Origin of the sequence: Pseudomonas sp. SK2, assembly GCF_016772395.1 — a bacterium.
Classification (GTDB): Bacteria; Pseudomonadota; Gammaproteobacteria; order Pseudomonadales; family Pseudomonadaceae; genus Aquipseudomonas; species Aquipseudomonas taiwanensis.
Map to the genome: position 1 here is coordinate 3,885,548 of NZ_CP061944.1, position 19,998 is coordinate 3,905,545.

General features: G+C 62.1%; 13 protein-coding genes. 8 read left to right on the forward strand and 5 right to left on the reverse strand.

Features of this window, described 5'->3' with window-relative positions; genetic code table 11:
• Positions 1–6: 6 nt before the first annotated feature.
• From IF103_RS17405 to IF103_RS17415, 3 genes are all read left to right on the forward strand, one after another.
• Positions 7–819 (forward strand): alpha/beta fold hydrolase, encoded by an 813-nt coding sequence (locus IF103_RS17405; protein WP_023381695.1) that lies wholly within the window; start codon positions 7–9, stop codon positions 817–819.
• Entirely contained in the window at positions 813–1,370 is a 558-nt protein-coding gene (locus tag IF103_RS17410) for a peptidylprolyl isomerase (protein ID WP_023381696.1), read from the forward strand. Before IF103_RS17405 ends, IF103_RS17410 begins: the two co-directional genes overlap by 7 nt.
• Positions 1,371–1,433: 63 nt before the next feature.
• Entirely contained in the window at positions 1,434–3,266 is a 1,833-nt protein-coding gene (locus tag IF103_RS17415; RefSeq protein ID WP_023381697.1) for an ABC transporter ATP-binding protein, read from the forward strand.
• Positions 3,267–3,289: 23 nt separating this feature from the next.
• Here IF103_RS17415 and IF103_RS17420 read toward each other — a convergent pair whose 3' ends face one another.
• A complete protein-coding gene (locus IF103_RS17420; protein ID WP_023381698.1) occupies positions 3,290–4,417 on the reverse strand; it encodes a GNAT family N-acetyltransferase in 1,128 nt (375 codons plus the stop codon).
• A gap of 262 nt (positions 4,418–4,679) precedes the next feature.
• On the opposite strand from IF103_RS17420, the gene IF103_RS17425 reads away from it, so the two are divergent.
• Complete coding sequence (locus tag IF103_RS17425) at positions 4,680–5,924, forward strand: putative porin (protein ID WP_023381699.1); 1,245 nt, start codon at positions 4,680–4,682, stop codon at positions 5,922–5,924.
• A 131-nt stretch (positions 5,925–6,055) separates the two neighbouring features.
• Here the strand turns inward: IF103_RS17425 and IF103_RS17430 are convergent, their stop codons facing one another.
• Together IF103_RS17430 and hrpA are read right to left on the reverse strand one after the other, a co-directional pair.
• Positions 6,056–7,177 carry a beta-ketoacyl-ACP synthase III gene (locus IF103_RS17430; RefSeq protein ID WP_186598959.1) on the reverse strand — a complete coding sequence of 374 codons (1,122 nt, stop codon included), beginning with the start codon at positions 7,175–7,177 and terminating at the stop codon, positions 6,056–6,058.
• A gap of 198 nt (positions 7,178–7,375) precedes the next feature.
• A complete protein-coding gene (gene hrpA / locus IF103_RS17435) occupies positions 7,376–11,281 on the reverse strand; it encodes an ATP-dependent RNA helicase HrpA (protein WP_023381701.1) in 3,906 nt (1,301 codons plus the stop codon).
• A 480-nt stretch (positions 11,282–11,761) separates the two neighbouring features.
• Between hrpA and IF103_RS17440 the strand changes: the two genes are divergently transcribed.
• A complete protein-coding gene (locus IF103_RS17440; protein ID WP_027907441.1) occupies positions 11,762–13,126 on the forward strand; it encodes a glutamine synthetase family protein in 1,365 nt (454 codons plus the stop codon).
• 32 nt (positions 13,127–13,158) lie between these two features.
• On the forward strand, positions 13,159–14,466 hold the full coding sequence (locus IF103_RS17445) for an NAD(P)/FAD-dependent oxidoreductase (protein WP_023381704.1): 1,308 nt from the start codon (positions 13,159–13,161) through the stop codon (positions 14,464–14,466).
• 85 nt (positions 14,467–14,551) lie between these two features.
• Here IF103_RS17445 and fadD1 read toward each other — a convergent pair whose 3' ends face one another.
• Together fadD1 and fadD2 are read right to left on the reverse strand one after the other, a co-directional pair.
• Positions 14,552–16,249, reverse strand: coding sequence for a long-chain-fatty-acid--CoA ligase FadD1 (gene fadD1, locus IF103_RS17450; protein WP_023381705.1), 1,698 nt, complete (start codon positions 16,247–16,249; stop codon positions 14,552–14,554).
• A 328-nt stretch (positions 16,250–16,577) separates the two neighbouring features.
• Positions 16,578–18,266, reverse strand: a complete 1,689-nt coding sequence (gene fadD2 / locus IF103_RS17455; RefSeq protein WP_104881378.1) for a long-chain-fatty-acid--CoA ligase FadD2 — start codon at positions 18,264–18,266, stop codon at positions 16,578–16,580.
• A 226-nt stretch (positions 18,267–18,492) separates the two neighbouring features.
• Here fadD2 and IF103_RS17460 point away from each other — a divergent pair, with 226 nt between their 5' ends.
• Positions 18,493–19,437 carry an alpha/beta hydrolase gene (locus tag IF103_RS17460; protein ID WP_202675508.1) on the forward strand — a complete coding sequence of 315 codons (945 nt, stop codon included), beginning with the start codon at positions 18,493–18,495 and terminating at the stop codon, positions 19,435–19,437.
• Between the two features lie 33 nt (positions 19,438–19,470).
• Entirely contained in the window at positions 19,471–19,941 is a 471-nt protein-coding gene (locus IF103_RS17465) for a MaoC family dehydratase (protein WP_023381708.1), read from the forward strand.
• Positions 19,942–19,998 lie beyond the last annotated feature (57 nt).

Below are 19,998 nucleotides of genomic sequence, written 5' to 3' on the forward strand. Positions count from 1 at the left end.
GCGCCCATGGCCTATTTCGAACACCAGGGATGCTCACTGCATTACGAGGAATATGGCCAGGGCGCCCCCCTGGTGTTGCTGCACGGACTGGGGTCTAGCAGCCAGGACTGGGAACTGCAGGTACCCGTGCTGAGCCTTCATTATCGCGTGATTGTCATGGACATCCGGGGCCACGGGCGCTCCGACAAACCCCGCGACGGCTACCAGATCGCCACCTTCAGCGCCGACCTGCTGGCCCTGCTCGAACACCTTCAGACCGGGCCGGTGCATTTCGTCGGCCTGTCCATGGGCGGCATGGTCGGCTTCCAGTTCGCTGTCGATCATCCGCAATGGCTGCGCAGCCTGTGCATCGTCAACAGTGCCCCCGAAGTCAAGCGCCGTACCCGCAGCGACTGGATCTGGTGGCTCAAGCGCTGGGGCCTGGCGCGCATCCTGAGTGTCGAAACGGTCGGCAAGGGCCTGGCCGAGCGGCTGTTCCCCAAACCCCAGCAAGCCGAGCTGCGTCAAACCATGGCCCAACGCTGGGCTCGCAACGACAAACGCGCCTACCTCAAGAGCTTCGACGCCATCGTCGACTGGGGTGTACAGGAACGCATCGGGCAGATCCGCTGTCCTACCCTGGTGATCGCCGCCGACCAGGATTACACCCCGATACAACTCAAAGAGCGCTACGTCGCCCTGATGCCCCAGGCAAAGCTGGTAGTCATCGACGATTCCCGGCACGCTACACCCCTCGATCAACCCGAGGTCTTCAACCAGACCCTGCTGCACTTCCTTGCAGCCGCCTCAACCTCTCAAGGATCTTTGAGCCCATGCTGAAAAAACTCCTGCTCACCGCCTGCTCGGTCGCGTTCGCCACAAGCGTCATGGCTTCCGACAAGACCCCTCACGTGTTGCTCGACACCAGCTTCGGCCCGGTCGAAATCGAGCTCAATGCCGAGAAGGCGCCGATCAGTACCAAGAACTTCCTCGAATACGTCGACAGCGGCTTCTACAACAACACCATCTTCCACCGTGTGATCCCAGGCTTCATGGCCCAAGGCGGCGGCTTCACTGACCAGATGGTGCAAAAGAGCACCCGCGCGCCGATCACCAACGAAGCCGGCAATGGCCTGCAGAACACCCGTGGCACCCTGGCCATGGCCCGCACCTCGGACCCGAACTCGGCCACCAGCCAGTTCTTCATCAACGTGGCCGACAACGATTTCCTCAACCCTGGCCGTGACCGCGGCTACGCCGTGTTCGGCAAGGTCACCAAGGGCATGGAGGTGGTCGACCAGATCGTCAACTCGCCGACCACCATCAAGAAGGGCATGCGCGATGTCCCGGCCGACCCGGTGTACATCAAGTCCGCCAAACGCATCGACTGACCCCAGGCTTCACAGGGACGTGAAACCGCCTGAGGGTCGGATGGAACAGGAGTGCCGTCACCCATGCTGTATCGCCGTTTCGAGCAACTGATCGATATCTTCCGCGAGGCGCCGAGCGAGGCGCCTCCCAGCCAGGTCTGGCCGTTCTACCTGTACTACCTGCGCCAGGTATGGCCGAGTTTCCTCGCCCTACTGGTGGTCGGCCTGGTCGCCTCGGTCATCGAAGTGGCGATGTTCAGCTACCTGAGCCGCATCATCGACCTGGCCCAGGGCACTGCCAATGCTAACTTCTTCAGCGAGCACAGTGGCGAACTGATCTGGATGCTGGTGGTGATCCTGGTGCTGCGGCCGCTGTTCTTCGGCCTGCACGATCTGCTGGTGCACCAGACCATCAACCCCGGCATGACCAGCCTGATCCGTTGGCAAAACCATACCTATGTGCTCAAGCAGAGTCTGAACTTCTTCCAGAGCGACTTCGCCGGGCGCATCGCCCAGCGCATCATGCAGACCGGCAACTCCCTTCGCGATTCAGCCGTGCAGGCGGTGGATGCCCTATGGCATGTGCTGATCTACGCCATCAGCTCGCTGGTGCTGTTCGCCGAGGCCGACTGGCGCCTCATGCTGCCACTGCTGGCCTGGATCGCCTGCTACATCGCCGCGCTCTGTTACTTCGTGCCACGGGTCAAGGAACGCTCGGTAATTTCCTCCGACGCCCGCTCCAAGCTGATGGGCAGAATCGTCGATGGCTACACCAACATCGCCACCCTGAAGCTGTTCGCCCACACCGACTTCGAGCAGCAGTACGCCCGCGACGCCATCCGCGAACAGACCGAGAAAACCCAGCTGGCCTCCCGCGTCATCACCAGCATGGACGTCGTCATCACCAGCCTCAATGGCCTGCTGGTGGTCACCACCACCGGCCTGGCACTGTGGCTGTGGAGCCAGTCGCTGATCACTGTCGGCGCCATCGCCCTGGCCACGGGCCTGGTGATTCGCATCGTCAACATGTCAGGCTGGATCATGTGGGTGGTCAACGGCATTTTCGAGAACATCGGCATGGTCCAGGACGGCCTGCAGACCATCGCCCAGCCCGTGACCGTCACCGACAAGCCCAATGCGCCCGCGCTGAAGGTCAGCCGCGGCGCCGTACGCTTCGATGACGTCGACTTCCATTATGGCAAGGGCCGCAACGTGATCGATGGGCTGAACCTGGACATTCGCCCAGGAGAAAAGATCGGCCTGATCGGCCCCTCCGGCGCTGGCAAATCCACCTTGGTCAACCTGTTGCTGCGCCTTTACGACGTGCAGGGCGGGCGCATTCTCATCGATGGCCAGGATATCGCCGAAGTGAGCCAGGCCAGCCTGCGGGCGCAGATCGGCATGATTACCCAGGACACCTCGCTGTTGCACCGATCGATCCGCGACAACCTGCTGTATGGCCGCCCCGATGCCAGCGAGCTGGCGTTGCACGAAGCCGTGCGCCGCGCCCGCGCCGACGAGTTCATACCGCAGCTCTCGGACGCCCAGGGTCGCACCGGCTTCGACGCCCATGTCGGCGAGCGCGGGGTCAAGCTCTCAGGCGGTCAGCGTCAGCGGATCGCCATCGCCCGCGTGCTACTGAAGAACGCTCCTATTCTGATCATGGACGAAGCCACCTCGGCGCTGGACTCGGAGGTCGAGGCGGCGATCCAGGAAAGCCTGGAAACCTTGATGCAAGGCAAGACCGTGATCGCCATTGCCCACCGGTTATCGACCATCGCGCGAATGGACCGGCTGGTCGTGCTGGACAAGGGGCGTATCGTCGAAAGTGGCAGCCACAGCGAGCTGCTGGAACAGCAGGGCCTGTACGCGCGCTTGTGGCATCACCAGACCGGAGGATTCGTCGGCGTCGACTGACCGCGCCCACAGAGCTGATGCGATCAATCCCGCCGATACGGCAACATGCCCCGTGCTTCCTCGGCATAGGCCCTCACCCCTAGCCGTTCCTGCCCGAGGAAGTCCTCTACCGCGCGGCGCAGGCCCGGATGCAGCAGGTAGTGCCACGACCGCGTCAACACAGGCTCAAAGCCTCGGATCAACTTGTGCTCCCCCTGCGCGCCAGCATCGAATCGCTGGAGTCCCTGGGCCATGGCAAAGTCCATGCCCTGGTAGAAACAGGTCTCGAAATGCAGCCGGTCGAATTCATCCAGGCAACCCCAGTAGCGACCGAACAGGCTGTCACCACCGACCAGGCTCAGCGCCATGGCCACGTCACGCCCGCCCTGACGAGCCATGACGACCTGCACCGACGCCGGCATACGTTCCGCCAACAGGCTGAAGAATTCCCTCGTCAGGTAGGGCGCACGCCGACGCACTGCGTAGGTATTGGCGTAGCAGCGATAGACGAAGTCCCATCGCGCCTCGTCCAGTTCATCGCCCCGATACCACTGAAAATCAATGCCCTGCCCGGCCACCTGCTCACGCTCCTTGCGCATCTGCTTGCGCTTGCGTGAACTCAAGGTATCGAGAAAGTCCTGAAAGTCCCGATAACCCCGGTTGCGCCAGTGGAACTGGCAACCCAACCGCTCCATCCAGCCCGGCAAGCCGGCGATCTGCTCATCCAGCGCGGGCTCGGTAAAGTTGATATGCGCCCCGGACAAGCCGCCCTTGCCCAGGTACTCCGGCAACGCCTGAAGCAACACCAGGCCATCGTCGGGCGCGCTGGCGAGCAGGCGCGGGCCACTGACCGGGCTGAACGGCACGGCACCGAGCAGTTTGGGGTAATAGGCGATCCCGGCTCGCTCACAGGCATCCGCCCAACCATGGTCGAACACGTACTCACCGAACGAATGCCATTTGCGGTAGGCCGGCAGCAGCGCCCGCACCTTTCCATCACGCTCCAGCACCAGGTGCTCGGCAGCCCAGCCGGTGCTGGGTGCGACGCTGCCGCTGTCTTCCATCGAACTCAAGAATGCATGGCGTAGAAAGGGCTGGCCTGCAGGCACCAACGCATCCCAGGTGGCCGCTGGCAAGTCACGCAAATGGGCAAGGCTGTAGAGGCTGGTCACGGTATCGACTCTCGGTTTGAGGGGGCCAGTATCTCGGAAAGACGCACTGTCGCTCAAATGGTGCAGGCCCCCGCTTATCCTTTCATTCTCAATTACTTAACCACAGTGCCACTAATTAGACATTAATCTGTCATTCGCCCCCGCAATACTTGCGCCTGTTTTCCGGAACCTCAGAACCTGTCTATTCAGGCCCTTTCCGAAGACATGCCAACATAGGGGCGGGCGCAGAGCCTCCCCCATTTTTTTCAGTAGGGAGAACCTTATGCGTCTTGTTTCTACACTTACCGGAGTGAGCCTCACCGGCATGATGCTGGCTCTGAGTACTCCGGCCAGTGCTGCTGTCGACGCCAAGCTGCTCGAGATGCTCCGCGCCAATGGCTCGATCAATCAGGCGCAGTACAACGAACTGCAGGGCGACCTGGCAAAGGAAACCAAGGAAAAGGCCGACCAGAAAGCTCAGTCCGACCGCCTGAGTTCTTTCGAACAGAAAGTGGCATGGGCCGCCAAGACCCAGATCAAAGGTGATGTACGCCTGCGCTACGAAGACGTCAACGTCGACGATCCGAACAGCAGCAGCGGCAACCAGGATCGTCAGCGCGTCCGTGCCCGCGTTGGCTTCTACAGCGAGATCAACCCGCAAGTCGACGCAGGCGTGCGTATCGCCACTGGCAGCAGCGCCGACCGTCGCTCGACCAATCAGAGCTTCGACAACTACTTCGACAAGAAGTCGCTGTGGGTCGACCAGGCTTACCTGGACTGGCACCCTACCGGCGTGCCGAACCTGCACCTGATCGGCGGCAAGATGCAGCAGCCTTGGGTGAGCATGGGCGACATCATCTGGGACAGCGACATCAACCCGGAAGGCTTCGCCGCCACCTACAAAACCGATCTGGGCGGCGCCGAAGTGTTCGCCAGCGCCGGTCAGTACACCCTCAAGGACAACGTCGATGGTGACGGCGTGCAATACAAGCACGACGCCCAGGTCTACCACGGCCAGTTGGGGACCAAGTTCGCGCCGGTCGATGCCCTAAAAGTCACCGTGGGTGCGAGCATCTACGGCTATGACAACGACAAGGAAGCCGCCATCCTCCAGTCGTTCGGCAACACCACCAACGAGTTCAACCTGGTCGAAGGCTTCGGCCAGATCGACTTTACCGGCTTCGCCATCCCGCTGTCGGCTTACGGCCAGTACGTGAAGAACACCGAGAGCACCGACGGCGAAGACCAGGCCTGGCTGGCCGGTCTGAAGACCAAGCTCGGAGCCTGGAGCCTGGACTACAACTACCGCGATGTGCAGCGCAACGCCGTGGTCAGCCTGTTCACTGATTCCGACTTCGGCAACGGCTACACCGGCTCGCGTGGCCACAAGTTCAAGGTCGGTTACGAGATCGACAAGAACTTCTCGCTGGGCGCTACCTACCTGATGGCCAAGACCGACCTGTCGCAGTTGCCGAACAGCAATGCTGACGTCGACACCCTGCAGGTCGACCTGGAAGCCAAGTTCTAAGGGTTCGCTCTACGTCCAGGCGAGAAATGCTGACCCCATCCAGCATTTCTCGCCTTTTTCATGCCGGGTAGAAATGCACCGGTCTCTTCGCGGGTTGACCTGCGAAGAGACCGGTTCCGTCAGCCCAAGACTCAACGCTTGCGCAGAATCACGCTACCAATCGAATACCCCGCGCCGAACGAGCTCAGCACGCCCAGCGAACCTGGGGCCAGATCATCCTGATACAGGTGGAAGGCAATCACCGAGCCTGCCGAACTGGTGTTGGCATAGCGGTCCAGAATCACCGGTGCCTCTTCTTCAGCGACCTCACGTCCCAACAGCTTCTTGACGATCAAGTGGTTCATGCTCAGGTTGGCCTGGTGCAGCCAGAAGCGATTCACATCGCTCGGCTGAAGGCCATTTTCTTGAAGGTGAGCACCAACCAGTTCGGCCACTTTCGGGCACACCTCGCGGAACACCTTGCGGCCTTCCTGGATGAACAATTTGTCCGCAGCGCCCTCGCCTTCTTCCGCCGCGCGGTTGAGGAAGCCGAAGTTGTTGCGGATGTTGTTGGAGAACTCGGTCCACAGCTTGCTGCTGACAATCTCGAACTGGTGGCTGGAGGTAGCCTGGTCGGCACGTTCGATCAGCACCGCAGTGGCGGCATCACCGAAGATGAAATGGCTATCGCGGTCACGGAAGTTCAGGTGACCGGTGCAGACTTCCGGGTTGACCATCAGCACCGCCCGGGCCTGGCCCAGTTGCACACTGTTGGCGGCGGTCTGGATGCCGAAGGTGGCCGAGGAGCACGCCACGTTCATGTCGAAGGCAAAACCCTGAATCTCCAATACCTTCTGCACCTCGATGGCGATTGCCGGGTACGGGCGTTGCAGGTTGGAGCAGGCGACGATCACCCCGTCGACATCCGCCGCCGTACGACCGGCGCGCTTCAGGGCCTGTCGGGCTGCGGCCACGGCCATTTCGCAGAGGATCGACGGCTCGTCATTGCTACGCTCCGGCAGCCGCGGCTTCATGCGCAAAGGGTCGAGAATGCCGGCCTTGTCCATGACGAAGCGGCTCTTGATGCCCGAAGCCTTTTCGATGAAAGCTGCATCGGAAAGCGGTGCTGCCTCGACCTCGCCACGCTCGATGGCCGCTGCGTTATCGTGGTTGAACTGCTGCGCCCAGGTGTTGAACGACGCCACCAGTTCTTCGTTGGAAATGCTCTGGGCCGGGGTATACAGGCCGGTGCCGCTGATCACGACGTTATGCACGGTCGTTCCTCTGGTCAAAGGCCATCGCCACGGGGCGCTGGCTGGAAACATGACAGATAATGGCACTTTAGTGCCAACTTAAAGACAAAGGGTTACACACTCGTCGCGGCCAAACCCCGCTCCTTCAGGAGCGGGTTGCCCGCGATAGGCCGCTAAACGGCCCAAAAATTCACCCAAGTGTGCCACAAACAGGGAAGTTTAGCCCTCTACCTGACTCCACTGTTTGCTTAATCGCTTGTCGGAAATTGGCACCTTGGTGCCCAACTGCTGGGCGAACAACGATACGCGATACTCTTCCAGCCACCAGCGGTACAGCGTCAGTTGCTCGTCACGCTTGCCCTCCTGGGCATGCTTGTCGGCACGCGCCTTGTACTGTGCCCACAGGTTGCCCAGCTCGCCGCTCCAGACCCTGTCCTTCTGCACCTGGGCGCCCAGCTTCTCGAGACGCAGCTCGACGGCCTTGAGATAGCGCGGCAACTCCTTGAACCAGACTCCCGGTGTTTCGCGCACGAAGCCTGGATACACCAGGTTGCTCAGTTGCTGCTTGATGTCGTTGAGCGACACCGCCTGGCTGAGGTCGATCTTGCCCTTGAAGCGCTTTTGCAGGCCGTGCCACAACTTAAGCACCTCCAGGGCCTGGCGGGCCAGACGCTCGGCATGCTCGGCCCAGCTACCGCGCTTGCGTTCGGCCAGGCCGGCCAATGCGGCGCCATCGCGCGGCAGCGGGTCTTCCCCTTCAAGGATGCAACTGTCGAGACTGGCCAACAGAATGTCCTCGACCAGCGCCTCGATACGGCCCAGTTCGCGGTACAGCAAGCCCAACTCGGTCAGCCCTGGCAACTTGCCACGTAGGTACTTGGCGGGTTCGGCCAACTGCTGCAGCAACAGACGCTGGAGGGCGCGACGATGCTGGAACTCAGCCTCGGCCAAGGTCGAGAAGCGCGCCTCGCGCACGGTGCCGTTCGCTTCGACCAGCGCCGGGTAGACCGTCATCGACAACCCCGCGATCTTCTGCTGGGCGGTTTGCGCCACTTCGCTGAAAGCCTTGGCCTGCACCGGCTGCTCGGTTTTGTCGTTGCGCGGTACGGCCAGCGCTGCCTGGCTGGCGGCAGCGAAACGTGCCGTCAGCTCGGCCAGGTCACGCCCTTCGCCGAGGAACTTGCCTTGGCCATCGACCACTTCGATGTTCATCCGCAGGTGCCCTTCGACCAGGCGCACCGACTCGTCCCAGGCCTCATCGGACACCCGAGCGCCCGTCATGCGCAGCAACTCCTGGCCCAACGCCTGGGGCAATGCGCCTTGGCCGAAAGTCATGCGGGCAAGCGATGCCTTGACGAAGTCGGGTACCGGCACGAAATTCTTGCGCAGGGCCTTGGGCAGGTTACGCACCAAGGCCACGCACTTGGCTTCCAGCAAGCCCGGCACCAGCCACTCCAAGCGCTCGCCCGGCAGGCTCGGCAGCAACGGCGCGGGCACCCGCACGGTCACGCCATCGCGCGGGTGGCCTGGCTCGAAGTGGTAACTCAACGGCAAGCGCAGGTCACCCACCTGCAAGCTGTCGGGGTATTGCGCTGCGGTGACCTCGCTGGCTTCACGGGCCAGCACGTCTTCCTCGCGCATGATCAACAGGTTGGGGTCCTTCTGGCTGCCCATGCGGTACCAGCTGTCGAAGGTTGCGGTCTGGTGGATCTCTGCCGGTAGCCGCGCTTCATAAAAGGCGTAGAGGGTCTCTTCGTCGGCCAGGATGTCACGGCGGCGGGCCTTGGCTTCCAGCTCGTCGAGTTCTTCGAGCAGGCGCTTGTTGGCCGACAGGCACTTGGCCCGCGACTGGATCTCGCCACCAACCAGCGCTTCACGAATGAACAACTCACGCGAAGCCACCGGGTCGATGGGCCCGAAGTGCACCGGACGGCGGCCCACCAGGATCAGCCCGTACAGGGTGATCTGTTCGTAGGCCACCACCTGCCCGCGCTTCTTCTCCCAATGCGGTTCGAAATGGTTCTTCTTGACCAGGTGCGTGGCCAGCGGTTCGATCCAGTCGGGCTCGATCTTGGCCACCATCCGCGCATACAGCTTGGTGGTTTCCACCAGTTCGGCGGCCATCACCCACTGCGGGCGCTTGCGGCCCAGCCCCGAGGACGGATGCACCCAGAAACGCCGCTGGCGGGCGCCCTGGTAGTCGCCATCTTCGGTCTTGTGGCCGATCTGACTCAGCAATCCGCTGAGAATGGCCTTGTGCATCCGCTGATAGTCCGACGGATCCTTGTTCACCGCCAATTGCAGGTCGCGGCAGATCAGCGCCAACTGGCGATGAGCATCGCGCCATTCACGCAGACGCAGGTAATTCAGGAAGTTTTTCCGGCACCAGTTGCGCAGCGGGTTGGCGGTCAGCGCCTGGCGCTGCTCCTCGAAACCGCGCCACAGATTGACCAGGGCAGCGAAGTCGGAGTCGACATCCTTCCACTGGGCATGGGCCTGGTCGGCGGCTTGCTGTCGCTCGGGTGGGCGTTCGCGGGGGTCCTGCACCGACAATGCACTGGCGACGATCAGTATTTCCTGCAGGCTGCCCTGGCGCGCGCCTTCGAGCAGCATACGGCCCAGTCGCGGGTCGATCGGCAAGCGCGCCAGCTGGCGGCCCAGCGGCGTCAGCTGGTTCTCGCGGTTGACCGCCGACAGCTCCTGCAGCAGGTTGAAGCCGTCACTGATGGCCTTGCCATCCGGCGGTTCGATGAACGGGAAGGCATCGATGGCGCCCAGGCGCAGGTGCAGCATCTGCAGGATGACGGCCGCCAAGTTGGTGCGCAGGATTTCCGGGTCGGTGAACGCTGGCCGGCCGTTGAAATCCTCTTCGCTGTAAAGACGCACGCAAATACCCGGCTCGACGCGGCCGCAGCGGCCTTTGCGCTGGTTGGCACTGGCCTGGGACACGGCCTCGATCGGCAAGCGCTGCACCTTGGCGCGGTAGCTGTAGCGGCTGATGCGTGCAGTACCGGTATCGATCACGTAACGAATACCCGGCACCGTCAGCGAGGTTTCGGCCACGTTGGTCGCCAGCACCACCCGGCGCCCGGTATGGGGCTGGAAAATGCGCTGCTGCTCGGCCGGGGAAAGCCGGGCATACAGCGGCAGGATCTCGGTGTGGCGAAGCTGGGCCTTGCGCAGGATGTCGGCGGCATCGCGAATCTCGCGCTCACCAGGCAGGAACACCAGCACATCGCCCGGCCCCTTGCCTTCGCTGCGCTCATGCTGGGCCAGCTCGTCCAGGGTAGCGAGAATCGCCTGGTCGACCGTGAGATCGTCCTCGACCTGGTTGCCTTCCTCGTCCTGCTCGCTGGTCAACGGGCGGTACCAGGTTTCTACCGGGTAGGTACGGCCGGACACCTCGATGATCGGCGCGCCGTCGAAGTGCTTGGAGAAGCGCTCCAGGTCGATGGTCGCCGAAGTGATGATCAGTTTCAGGTCGGGACGACGGTGCAGCAGCGTCTTGAGGTAGCCCAGGAGAAAGTCGATGTTCAGGCTGCGCTCGTGAGCCTCGTCGACGATGATCGTGTCGTAGCGTTCGAGGAAGCGGTCGTGCTGGGTTTCAGCGAGCAGGATACCGTCGGTCATCAGCTTGACCAAGGTGTTGCTGTCGCTCTGGTCTTCGAAGCGCACCTGATAACCCACCAACCCGCCCAACGGCGTGCCCAGCTCTTCTGCCACCCGCGCGGCAACGCTGCGCGCAGCGATTCGCCGAGGCTGGGTATGGGCGATCAGGCCATGGCTGCCACGGCCAAGCTCCAGGCAAATCTTCGGCAGCTGGGTGGTTTTGCCCGAGCCGGTCTCACCTGCGATCACCAGCACCTGGTTTTCGGACAGGGCTTTCTTGATTTCGTCGCGCTTGGCGGCAATCGGCAAGCTGTCGTCGTAGCGGATGTGCGGCACGCTCTGCTGGCGTGCGGTGACCTGGGCGCAGGATGCCTGGACCTTTTCCACCCATTGCGCCAGCTTGGCTTCGTCAGGGCGCTTGCGCAGCTCATGGATCTGCCGCCGCAGTCGATGGCGGTCGGCGATCATGGCGTGGTCGAGGTTTTTCAGCAATTGGTCGATGGCGTGGTCTGTCATGGGGCTTTTTAATCGTGCAGGTGAGCCTGCTTTTTCATGATCGGCATGCGAGAGATGCGCGATTGTCGCAGATTTGACGGTTGTTTGCTGTCTGCACCGGTCCCAGCGCCGGTAAGCAGGCTCCGATGGCTATCGCGGCGTCCGCACGCCTGCGAATGTTTAGCGAAGCCAGATGTGAAGGTTGCCATTCACTGCTTTAATCAACCTTACGCCGCATGTGAGTATCGAAGGCATGACTTGCGTCCAGCTCCTCGCCCCACCGTCCTCCCGCCCTTCGCTGCCGAAGGCCCGAAGCTGTGCCGGTGAAAATCCGCTGGTCCACATCATCCTTGCCTTCTGGGCCCTGTGGCACTGCCGTCACGCACGCCCACCGGATACTTCGCTCACGCTTGACTGATCCGAACCGGCCCCTATCGGCCGATTGACTCAGCTTGACCGCCCGCATGCGCGGCGGTCCTGTGCGCCCATGAGCGAACCAATATGCACTTTGCACACCCAGAGCAGGCCAGCCGCTTCCTGGCTGAAAACCCCGATATCGAGCTGTTCGAACTGTTCATCCTCGACGCCAATGGCGTGCCCCGCGGCAAGCTGCTGCACCGCGATGAGCTGATGGCCGTCTATGCCAGCGGTCGCCCACTGCCCAGCACCATCCTTGGCCTGACCCTCAACGGCGACGACGTGGAAAACTCCGGGCTGGTGTGGGATGTCGGCGACATCGATTGCCGCGCCTACCCCTTGGACGGCTCGCTGGTGCGCCTGCCCTGGCGCCGCGTACCGACCGCCGCGGTGCAGGTCAGCATGCACCCTACCGAGGGCTTGCCTGCCAGCGTTGCCGACCCCCGTCATGTACTGCTGCGCACCCTCGATGCGCTGAAGGCCGACGGCTATTACCCGGTGATGGCCTGCGAGCTGGAGTTCTACCTGCTTGACCAAAAGCGCGATGCCCAAGGACGCCCGCAACCGGCGCTGGATGCCGATGGCGGCAGACCGCGTACCACCCAGGTCTACGGCCTGCGTGAACTGGAGCAGATCGAGCCGTTCCTGGCCGACCTGTACGCCGCCTGCAAAGCCCAGGGCATTCCGGCACGTACCGCGATTTCCGAGTACGCGCCCGGCCAGGTGGAAATCACCCTGGAACACGGTGACGCCCTGACCGCCATGGACCAGGCTGTGCGCTACAAACGCCTGGTCAAGGGTGTGGCCCACGCCCATGGTATGCAGGCCTGTTTCATGGCCAAGCCATTCGCCGAACTGGCCGGCACGGGCATGCACATGCACCTGAGCCTGGCCGATAGCGCTGGCAACAACCTGTTTGCCAGCGACGACAAGGCCGGCACCCCCCTCTTGCGCCAGGCCGTGGCCGGCATGCTGCGCCACTTGCGCGAGTCGTTGCTGCTGTTCTGCCCCAATGCCAACTCGTTCCGACGCTTCCAGGCCAACAGCTATGCGCCGCTGGCCCCCACCTGGGGGGTGGACAACCGCACCGTGAGCCTGCGCGTGCCAGGCGGCCCGGCCAACAGCCGGCATGTCGAGCACCGCATATGCGGCGCAGATGCCAACCCTTACCTGGCCGCGGCGGCCATTCTGGCTGCCACCCACCGTGGTATTCGCGAGCAGCTGGACCCCGGTGCGCCGATCGAAGGTAACGGTTATGCCCAGGCCACCGAATTCCTGCCCACCGACTGGCTGACCGCACTGGACAGTCTGGAACGCTCTGACTGGGCTCGCGAAGCGCTGGGCGAGGCTTTCCTGGGGGTCTATTTGAAGGTCAAACGCGCCGAGTATCGCCAGTTCATGGCCGAAGTCAGCGAACAGGACTGGCGCTGGTACCTGCACCAGGCCTGAGCCCTACCCTATTGAAGAACAAGGAACACCCAATGAACGCAGCAGTGAAGAACGGGCCAGCCCAGCGCGCGCCGTCCTATTACAGCGCCACGTTGAACGACCACACGCAGTACCCGACCCTCAAGGGCACGGTGGAGGTCGACGTGGCCATCATCGGCGGCGGGTTCACCGGCGTGGCCACCGCCGTGGAGCTGGCCGAGCGTGGCCTGAAAGTTGCCATTGTCGAAACCAATCGCATCGGCTGGGGTGCCAGTGGGCGCAACGGCGGCCAGGTCACCGGCAGCCTGTCCGGTGATGAGGCCATGCGCGCGCAGATGCGCAAACGCCTCGGCAGCGAGGTCGACGACTTCATCTGGCACCTGCGCTGGCGAGGGCACCAGATCATCGAACAGCGCGTCGAGCGCTATCGAATAGATTGCGACCTCAAGCGTGGCCACCTGCATGCCGCCATGAAGCCCTCGCACATGGCAGAACTGCGCGGGTTCGAAGCCGAAGCCCAACGTCGTGGCATGGGGGACCAGGTGCAACTGCTCGACCGCCAGGCCGTCTCCCGACACCTGCAAAGCCCGCTGTACCTGGGTGCGCTGAAGAACCGACGCAACCTGCACCTGCATCCGCTCAACCTGTGCCTGGGCGAAGCCCGTGCCGCCCACAGCCTGGGTGCTCTGGTCTTCGAAAACTCCGAGGTACTGGAGATCGTCCATGGCCCGCGTCCGGCGGTGGTCACCGCCGAAGGGAGGATCGAGGCCCGCCAGGTGATGCTGGCCGGCGATGTCTACCACAAGCTGGAAAAGCGCCAGCTCAAGGGCAAGATCTTCCCAGCCATGGGCGGCATCGTCACCACCGCGCCGTTGGGCGAGCTGGCCGAGCAGATCAACCCGCAAGACCTGGCGGTGTACGACTGCCGATTCGTGCTCGACTACTACCGTCTGACGGCTGACAAGCGCCTGCTGTTCGGCGGCGGCGCCAACTATTCGGGCAAGGATTCGCGTGATATCGAGGGCGAGCTGCGCCCTTGCATCGAGCGGACCTTCCCGGCACTCAAGGGCATCCCGATCGAGTTCCAGTGGAGTTGCGCCATGGGCATCGTGGTCAACCGCATTCCACAGCTGGGCAAGCTTTCGGACAACGTGTGGTACTGCCAGGGTTATTCCGGGCATGGCATCGCCACCAGCCACATCATGGGCGAGATCATGGCCGAGGCATTGACAGGAACGCTCGAAAAGTTCGACACCTTCGCAGCGTGCAAGCACATCAGGGTGCCAATGGGCGATCTGCTGGGGAATCCGCTGCTGGCGGCGGGGATGTGGTACTACCAGATGCTGGAAAAAATGCGCTGAAGCATGCACGGATAAACCCGCTTCAACAGGGCTCTTGCGATACCTGTGGAAGCGGGGTTACCCGCGAAGTGGCCAGAGAAGTCGTTCAGGCGATCTTCTTCAGCCCTTGCTTCTTCAACTCTTCATCGCGCAGCTCACGCCGCAGGATCTTGCCCACGTTGGTGGTCGGCAGCGCATCCCGGAACTCGATGTAGCGCGGCACCTTATAGCCGGTGACATTGGCACGCATGTGCTCCATCACCTGCTCCTTGGTCAGGGTCATGCCTGGCTTGACCACGATGAACACCTTGATCACCTCGCCCGACTTCTCGTCCGGCACGCCGATGGCCGCGCACTGCAGCACGCCCGGCAAACTGGCGAGCACATCTTCCAGTTCGTTGGGGTACACGTTGAAGCCCGAGACCAGGATCATATCCTTCTTGCGGTCGACGATGCGCATGTAGCCATCTTGCTGGATCAACGCGATGTCACCGGTCTTCAGCCAGCCCTCGCTGTCGAGGATCTCGGCGGTGGCATCTTCCCGCTGCCAGTAACCCTTCATCACTTGCGGGCCCTTGACGCACAGCTCGCCCACTTCGCCCAGCGGCAGTTCCTGGCCGTTGTCGTCGATGACCTTGCACAGGGTCGACGGCACCGGGATGCCAATGGTGCCGACCTGGTTGGCATCCGCCGGATTGACCGCCGCCACCGGGCTGGTTTCGGTCATGCCGTAGCCTTCGCAAATGGCGCAGCCGGTAACGGTCTTCCAGCGTTCGGCCACGCTCAATTGCAAGGCCATGCCACCGGACAGGGTGATCTTCAGCGCCGAGAAGTCCAGGGCACGGAACGCCTCGTTGTTGCACAGGGCCACGAACAGCGTGTTCAGGCCCACGAAGCCACTGAACTTCCACTTGCCCAGTTCCTTGACCATGGCGGGCAGGTCACGCGGGTTGCTGATCAGCACGTTGTGGTTGCCGATCAGCATCATGGCCATGCAATGGAAGGTGAAGGCATAGATGTGGTACAGCGGCAGCGGGGTGATCAGGATCTCGCAACCTTCGTGCAGATTCGAGCCCATCAGCGCGCGGCACTGCAGCATATTGGCCACCAGGTTGCGGTGAGTCAGCATCGCCCCTTTGGCCACGCCGGTGGTTCCGCCAGTGTATTGCAGCACGGCCACATCGTTAGGTTGTGGATTGGCTTCGGTTACCGGCTGGCCCTTGCCCAGCGCCAAGGTGTCGTTGAAGCGCACCGCGCCCGGCAGGTTGTATGCCGGCACCATCTTCTTCACGTACTTGATCACGCTGTTGATCAACAGGCGCTTGAGCGGCGGCAGCAGGTCGGCCACTTCGGTGACGATGACGTGCTTGACCTGGGTCTTGGGCACGACCTTCTCGGCCAGGTGGGCCATGTTGGCCAGGCACACCAGCGCCTTGGCGCCGGAGTCGTTGAACTGGTGTTCCATTTCCCGCGCGGTGTACAACGGGTTGGTGTTGACCACGATCAGGCCGGCACGCATGGCGCCAAATACCGCGACCGGATACTGCAAGACGTTGGGCAACTGCACGGCAATGCGATCACCCGGTTTCAAGTCGGTATGCTGCTGCAGCCAGGCGGCAAAGGCGCCAGACAGCGCATACAACTCGCCATAGGTGATGGTCTTGCCCAGGTTGCTAAAGGCCGGTTTATCTGCAAAGCGTTGGCAGGATTGCTTCAGTACCGCCTGGATGTTGGGGAATTCGTCAGGATTGATTTCCGCCGTAATCCCGGCTGGGTACTTATCCTTCCAAAAATTTTCGATCATGGAAGCCCACTCCTTCAGCAACAGCGAAGTTCATTTACGCGTAGATGCGTTTATTATTGATATGCGATGACGGTTCATTGCAAACCGAATCACCTGGAAGCGCGCCGAGAGTAACAGCTTTGAATAGGGTCGCCTAGAGCCCAAAACGGCCTCAATGGTCACAAAAATGACTCAATGAACGATACAGGTCATTTTTAGAGTATTTATCCAAAATGTCGCAAAATGCGCATGAAGGTGCATTCTAGAGCGGCTCCACGGCATACGCGGGTAAACCCGCCCCACCATTACCCAGGGGAGCGGGTTCTGCCGCGAAGAGGCCACCCTGGAATCAGGCGATGTCACGCAGCTCCCGCCGCAAAATCTTGCCCACAGGGGTCATCGGTAGTGAATCTCGCAGTACGATGTGCTTGGGCACTTTGTAGCCCGTGAAGTTGGCCTTGCAGTAGGCCTTGAGTTCGTCGACGCTCAACCCCTTTTCCCGAGGGACTACGAACAGTTTCACCGCCTCCCCCGAGCGCTCGTCCGGCACGCCGATAGCGGCACAGTTGGCTACCTGCGGGTGCCCCATGATCACGTCTTCGATCTCGTTGGGGTAAACATTGAAACCCGAGACGATGATCATGTCCTTCTTGCGGTCAACGATGCGGGTGAAGCCATCCGGGTCGATCACCGCAATGTCACCGGTCTTGAACCAGCCCTCCGCATCCAGGGCCTGGGCGGTGGCTTCAGGTTGCTGCCAATAACCCTTCATCACCTGCGGCCCCTTGATGCATAGCTCGCCCCGCTCGCCCAGCGCCAACTCGTTGCCGTCATCGTCGATGACCTTGAATGCCGTGCCGGCCACCGGAATTCCCACGGTGCCAAGGCGCGCCATCTGGCCATAAGGATTGGTACTGGCAACCGGCGAAGTCTCGGTCAGGCCATAGCCCTCGACGATGCGGCAGCCGGTGAGACTCTCCCAGCGCTCGGCGGTGGCCTTGACCAGGGCCGTACCGCCAGAGTTGGTGACCTTCAGTGCGGAGAAGTCGAGGTTCTTGAACCCTGGGTGGTCCATCAATGCCACGAACAGCGTGTTCAGCCCCAGCAGCGCCGAGAAACGCCACTTGCCCAACTCCTTGATGAAGCCAGGGATATCACGCGGATTGGTGATGAGTACGTTATGGTTGCCGGTGACCATCATGCACATGCAATTCGCGGTAAAGGCATAGATGTGGTACAGCGGCAGCGGCGCGATCATCACTTCCTGCCCGTCCTTGATCAAGCGCTGGCCATCCGGGCCATGCTGGGAGAAGCAGGCCAGCACCTGAAGCATGTTGGCCACCAGGTTACCGTGGGTCAGCATCGCGCCCTTGGCCAGCCCGGTCGTGCCACCGGTGTACTGCAGCACGGCGATATCGTCCAGCCCCTGCTCCACCGACTTGTGGGTCAGGTCGCGCCCCTGGCGCAGTACCTGGCGGAACGGCACGGCCTGAGGTAACCGATAGGCCGGCACCATCTTCTTGACCTTGTCGACCACAGTGTTGATCAACCAGCCCTTGGCTGCAGGCAGCAGGTCGCCCATCCTGGCTTCGATCAGGTACTCGATAGCGGTATCGGGCAACACTTCCTGCACACGCTTGCCGAACATGTTCAGGTACACCAGCGCACGGGCGCCGGAGTCCTTGAACTGATGGCGCATCTCGCGTTCGGTGTAGAGCGGGTTGGTGTTCACCACGATCAGGCCGGCCCGCAGCGCGCCGAACACGGCGATGGGATACTGCAAGACGTTGGGCATCTGCACGGCGATGCGATCGCCCGGCTTCAGGTCGGTGTGGTGCTCGAGCCAGGCGGCGAAGGCTGCCGAGTGCCGCTCCAGCTCTGCGTAAGTCAGGGTCACTCCCAGGTTGCTGAACGCCGGACGGTCGGCAAAGCGCTTGCATGAGCGCTCGAAGACTTCGACGACAGACTTGTAAGCATTGAGGTCGATGGTGGATGGCACGCCCGCCGGGCGTTTGTCATTCCAGAATTCGGCTTGCATTTATTATTGTTCCTCTGCCTTGACCCACGATGTGGCGCGTTGTCCTTTAGTCCCTTGTCCCTTCCGCCCGGAGGCGAAACGGCATTGATCTGACGTTAACAGGTAAGTTCAAGGTGGCATACACGCCAAGTGTCGCCATTAACATTGTGAATCTTATTTGTGCCCTTCCTGCAATCTGGCCGGTTGTGCATAAACTGTGCTCTGACCCCCGCGCAAAGGACCCGCCATGCCTTACGACGCCTTCTGGCTCCCCGCCAGCGAGCATTGCAGCCTGTATGTGCACCAATGGTTGCCGGCCACGCCGGTCAAGGCCGCCGTGCTGCTGGTGCATGGCATGGCCGAGCACGCCGGCCGCTACCAGCGCCTGGGCCAAGCGCTGTGCAACGCAGGTTTTGCCTTGTTCGCACCGGATTTGCGGGGCCACGGCCGTACTGCCGAAGGGGGTAACTTTGGCCTGTTCGCCAAGCAACATGGCTGGAATGCCGTACTCAACGACCTGGGCGTGCTTACCCAGCACATCGGCCAGCAATACCCCGGTACCCCCCTGTTCATGCTGGGACACAGCATGGGCAGCTACATCGCCCAGGCTTACCTGTTGCACCACAGCGCCAGCCTTCAGGGGGCGATCCTGAGCGGCTCCAATTTCCAGCCAGCGGCGCTGTATCGCGCGGCGCGCCTGGTCGCCCGCCTGGAAGCCTGGCGCCAAGGCCCATTGGGCAAGAGCGCGCTGATCGACTGGCTGTCGTTCGGCTCGTTCAACAAAGCGTTCAAGCCCAATCGCACCGCCTTCGACTGGCTCAGCCGCGACCCTTCGGAAGTCGACCTGTATGTGAATGACCCGCTGTGCGGCTTCCGTTGCACCAACCAATTGTGGCTCGATCTGCTGCAGGGACTGGCACAGATCAGCCAGGCCAAGCACCTGGCGCAGATCGACCCGAACCTGCCGATACTGGTCATGGGCGGCGAATGTGATCCGGTGAGTGCTGGCAAGCGTCTTACCCATCTGGCTGACGCGCTGCGCGCGACCGGCAATCGACATGTGCAACTGCGCGTGTATGCTCAGGCGCGGCACGAAGTACTCAATGAAACCAATCGTGACGAGGTTACCGCCGATCTGCTCGGCTGGCTGGAACAAGCGCTGGTCCTGGACCGCCCTGCCCGCAGTGAATGAAAGCCGCCTCGTCCGTCCATGAAGGAAGCCCCGATGACCCAGGTCACCAACACGCCTTACGAAGCCCTTGAAGTCGGCCAGAAGGCCAGCTACGAAAAGTCCGTGGAAGAACGCGACATCCAGCTGTTCGCCGCGATGTCAGGTGACCACAACCCGGTCCACCTGGATGCCGAGTTCGCCGCCAAGAGCATGTTCCGCGAGCGCATTGCCCACGGCATGTTCAGCGGCGCCCTGATCAGCGCCGCGGTGGCCTGCACCCTGCCTGGCCCTGGCACCATTTACCTGGGCCAGAAAATGAGCTTCCAGAAGCCGGTGAAAATTGGCGATACCCTGACCGTGCGCCTGGAAATCCTCGAAAAGCTGCCTAAGTTCAAGGTGCGCATCGCCACCAACGTGTACAACCAGAACGATGAACTGGTGGTCGAGGGTGAGGCCGAGATCCTGGCGCCGCGCAAGCAGCAGACCGTCGATCTGGTGTCGCCGCCGAACTTCGTGGCCTGCTGATCGGGTAAGTCTGCGATAGCCTCATCGCCGTTAAGCCCGCGCCTACACCCTCATCGT

Excerpts from the sequence above, each read along its gene's own strand:
- hrpA (WP_023381701.1), bottom strand. The coding sequence starts at position 11,281 with ATGACAGACCACGCCATCGACCAATTGCTGAAAAACCTCGACCACGCC.
- IF103_RS17460 (WP_202675508.1), top strand. The coding sequence starts at position 18,493 with ATGCCTTACGACGCCTTCTGGCTCCCCGCCAGCGAGCATTGCAGCCTG.
- fadD2 (WP_104881378.1), bottom strand. The coding sequence starts at position 18,266 with ATGCAAGCCGAATTCTGGAATGACAAACGCCCGGCGGGCGTGCCATCC.
- IF103_RS17465 (WP_023381708.1), top strand. The coding sequence starts at position 19,471 with ATGACCCAGGTCACCAACACGCCTTACGAAGCCCTTGAAGTCGGCCAG.
- IF103_RS17410 (WP_023381696.1), top strand. The coding sequence starts at position 813 with ATGCTGAAAAAACTCCTGCTCACCGCCTGCTCGGTCGCGTTCGCCACA.
- IF103_RS17405 (WP_023381695.1), top strand. The coding sequence starts at position 7 with ATGGCCTATTTCGAACACCAGGGATGCTCACTGCATTACGAGGAATAT.
- IF103_RS17440 (WP_027907441.1), top strand. The coding sequence starts at position 11,762 with ATGCACTTTGCACACCCAGAGCAGGCCAGCCGCTTCCTGGCTGAAAAC.
- IF103_RS17425 (WP_023381699.1), top strand. The coding sequence starts at position 4,680 with ATGCGTCTTGTTTCTACACTTACCGGAGTGAGCCTCACCGGCATGATG.
- IF103_RS17415 (WP_023381697.1), top strand. The coding sequence starts at position 1,434 with ATGCTGTATCGCCGTTTCGAGCAACTGATCGATATCTTCCGCGAGGCG.
- IF103_RS17445 (WP_023381704.1), top strand. The coding sequence starts at position 13,159 with ATGAACGCAGCAGTGAAGAACGGGCCAGCCCAGCGCGCGCCGTCCTAT.
- fadD1 (WP_023381705.1), bottom strand. The coding sequence starts at position 16,249 with ATGATCGAAAATTTTTGGAAGGATAAGTACCCAGCCGGGATTACGGCG.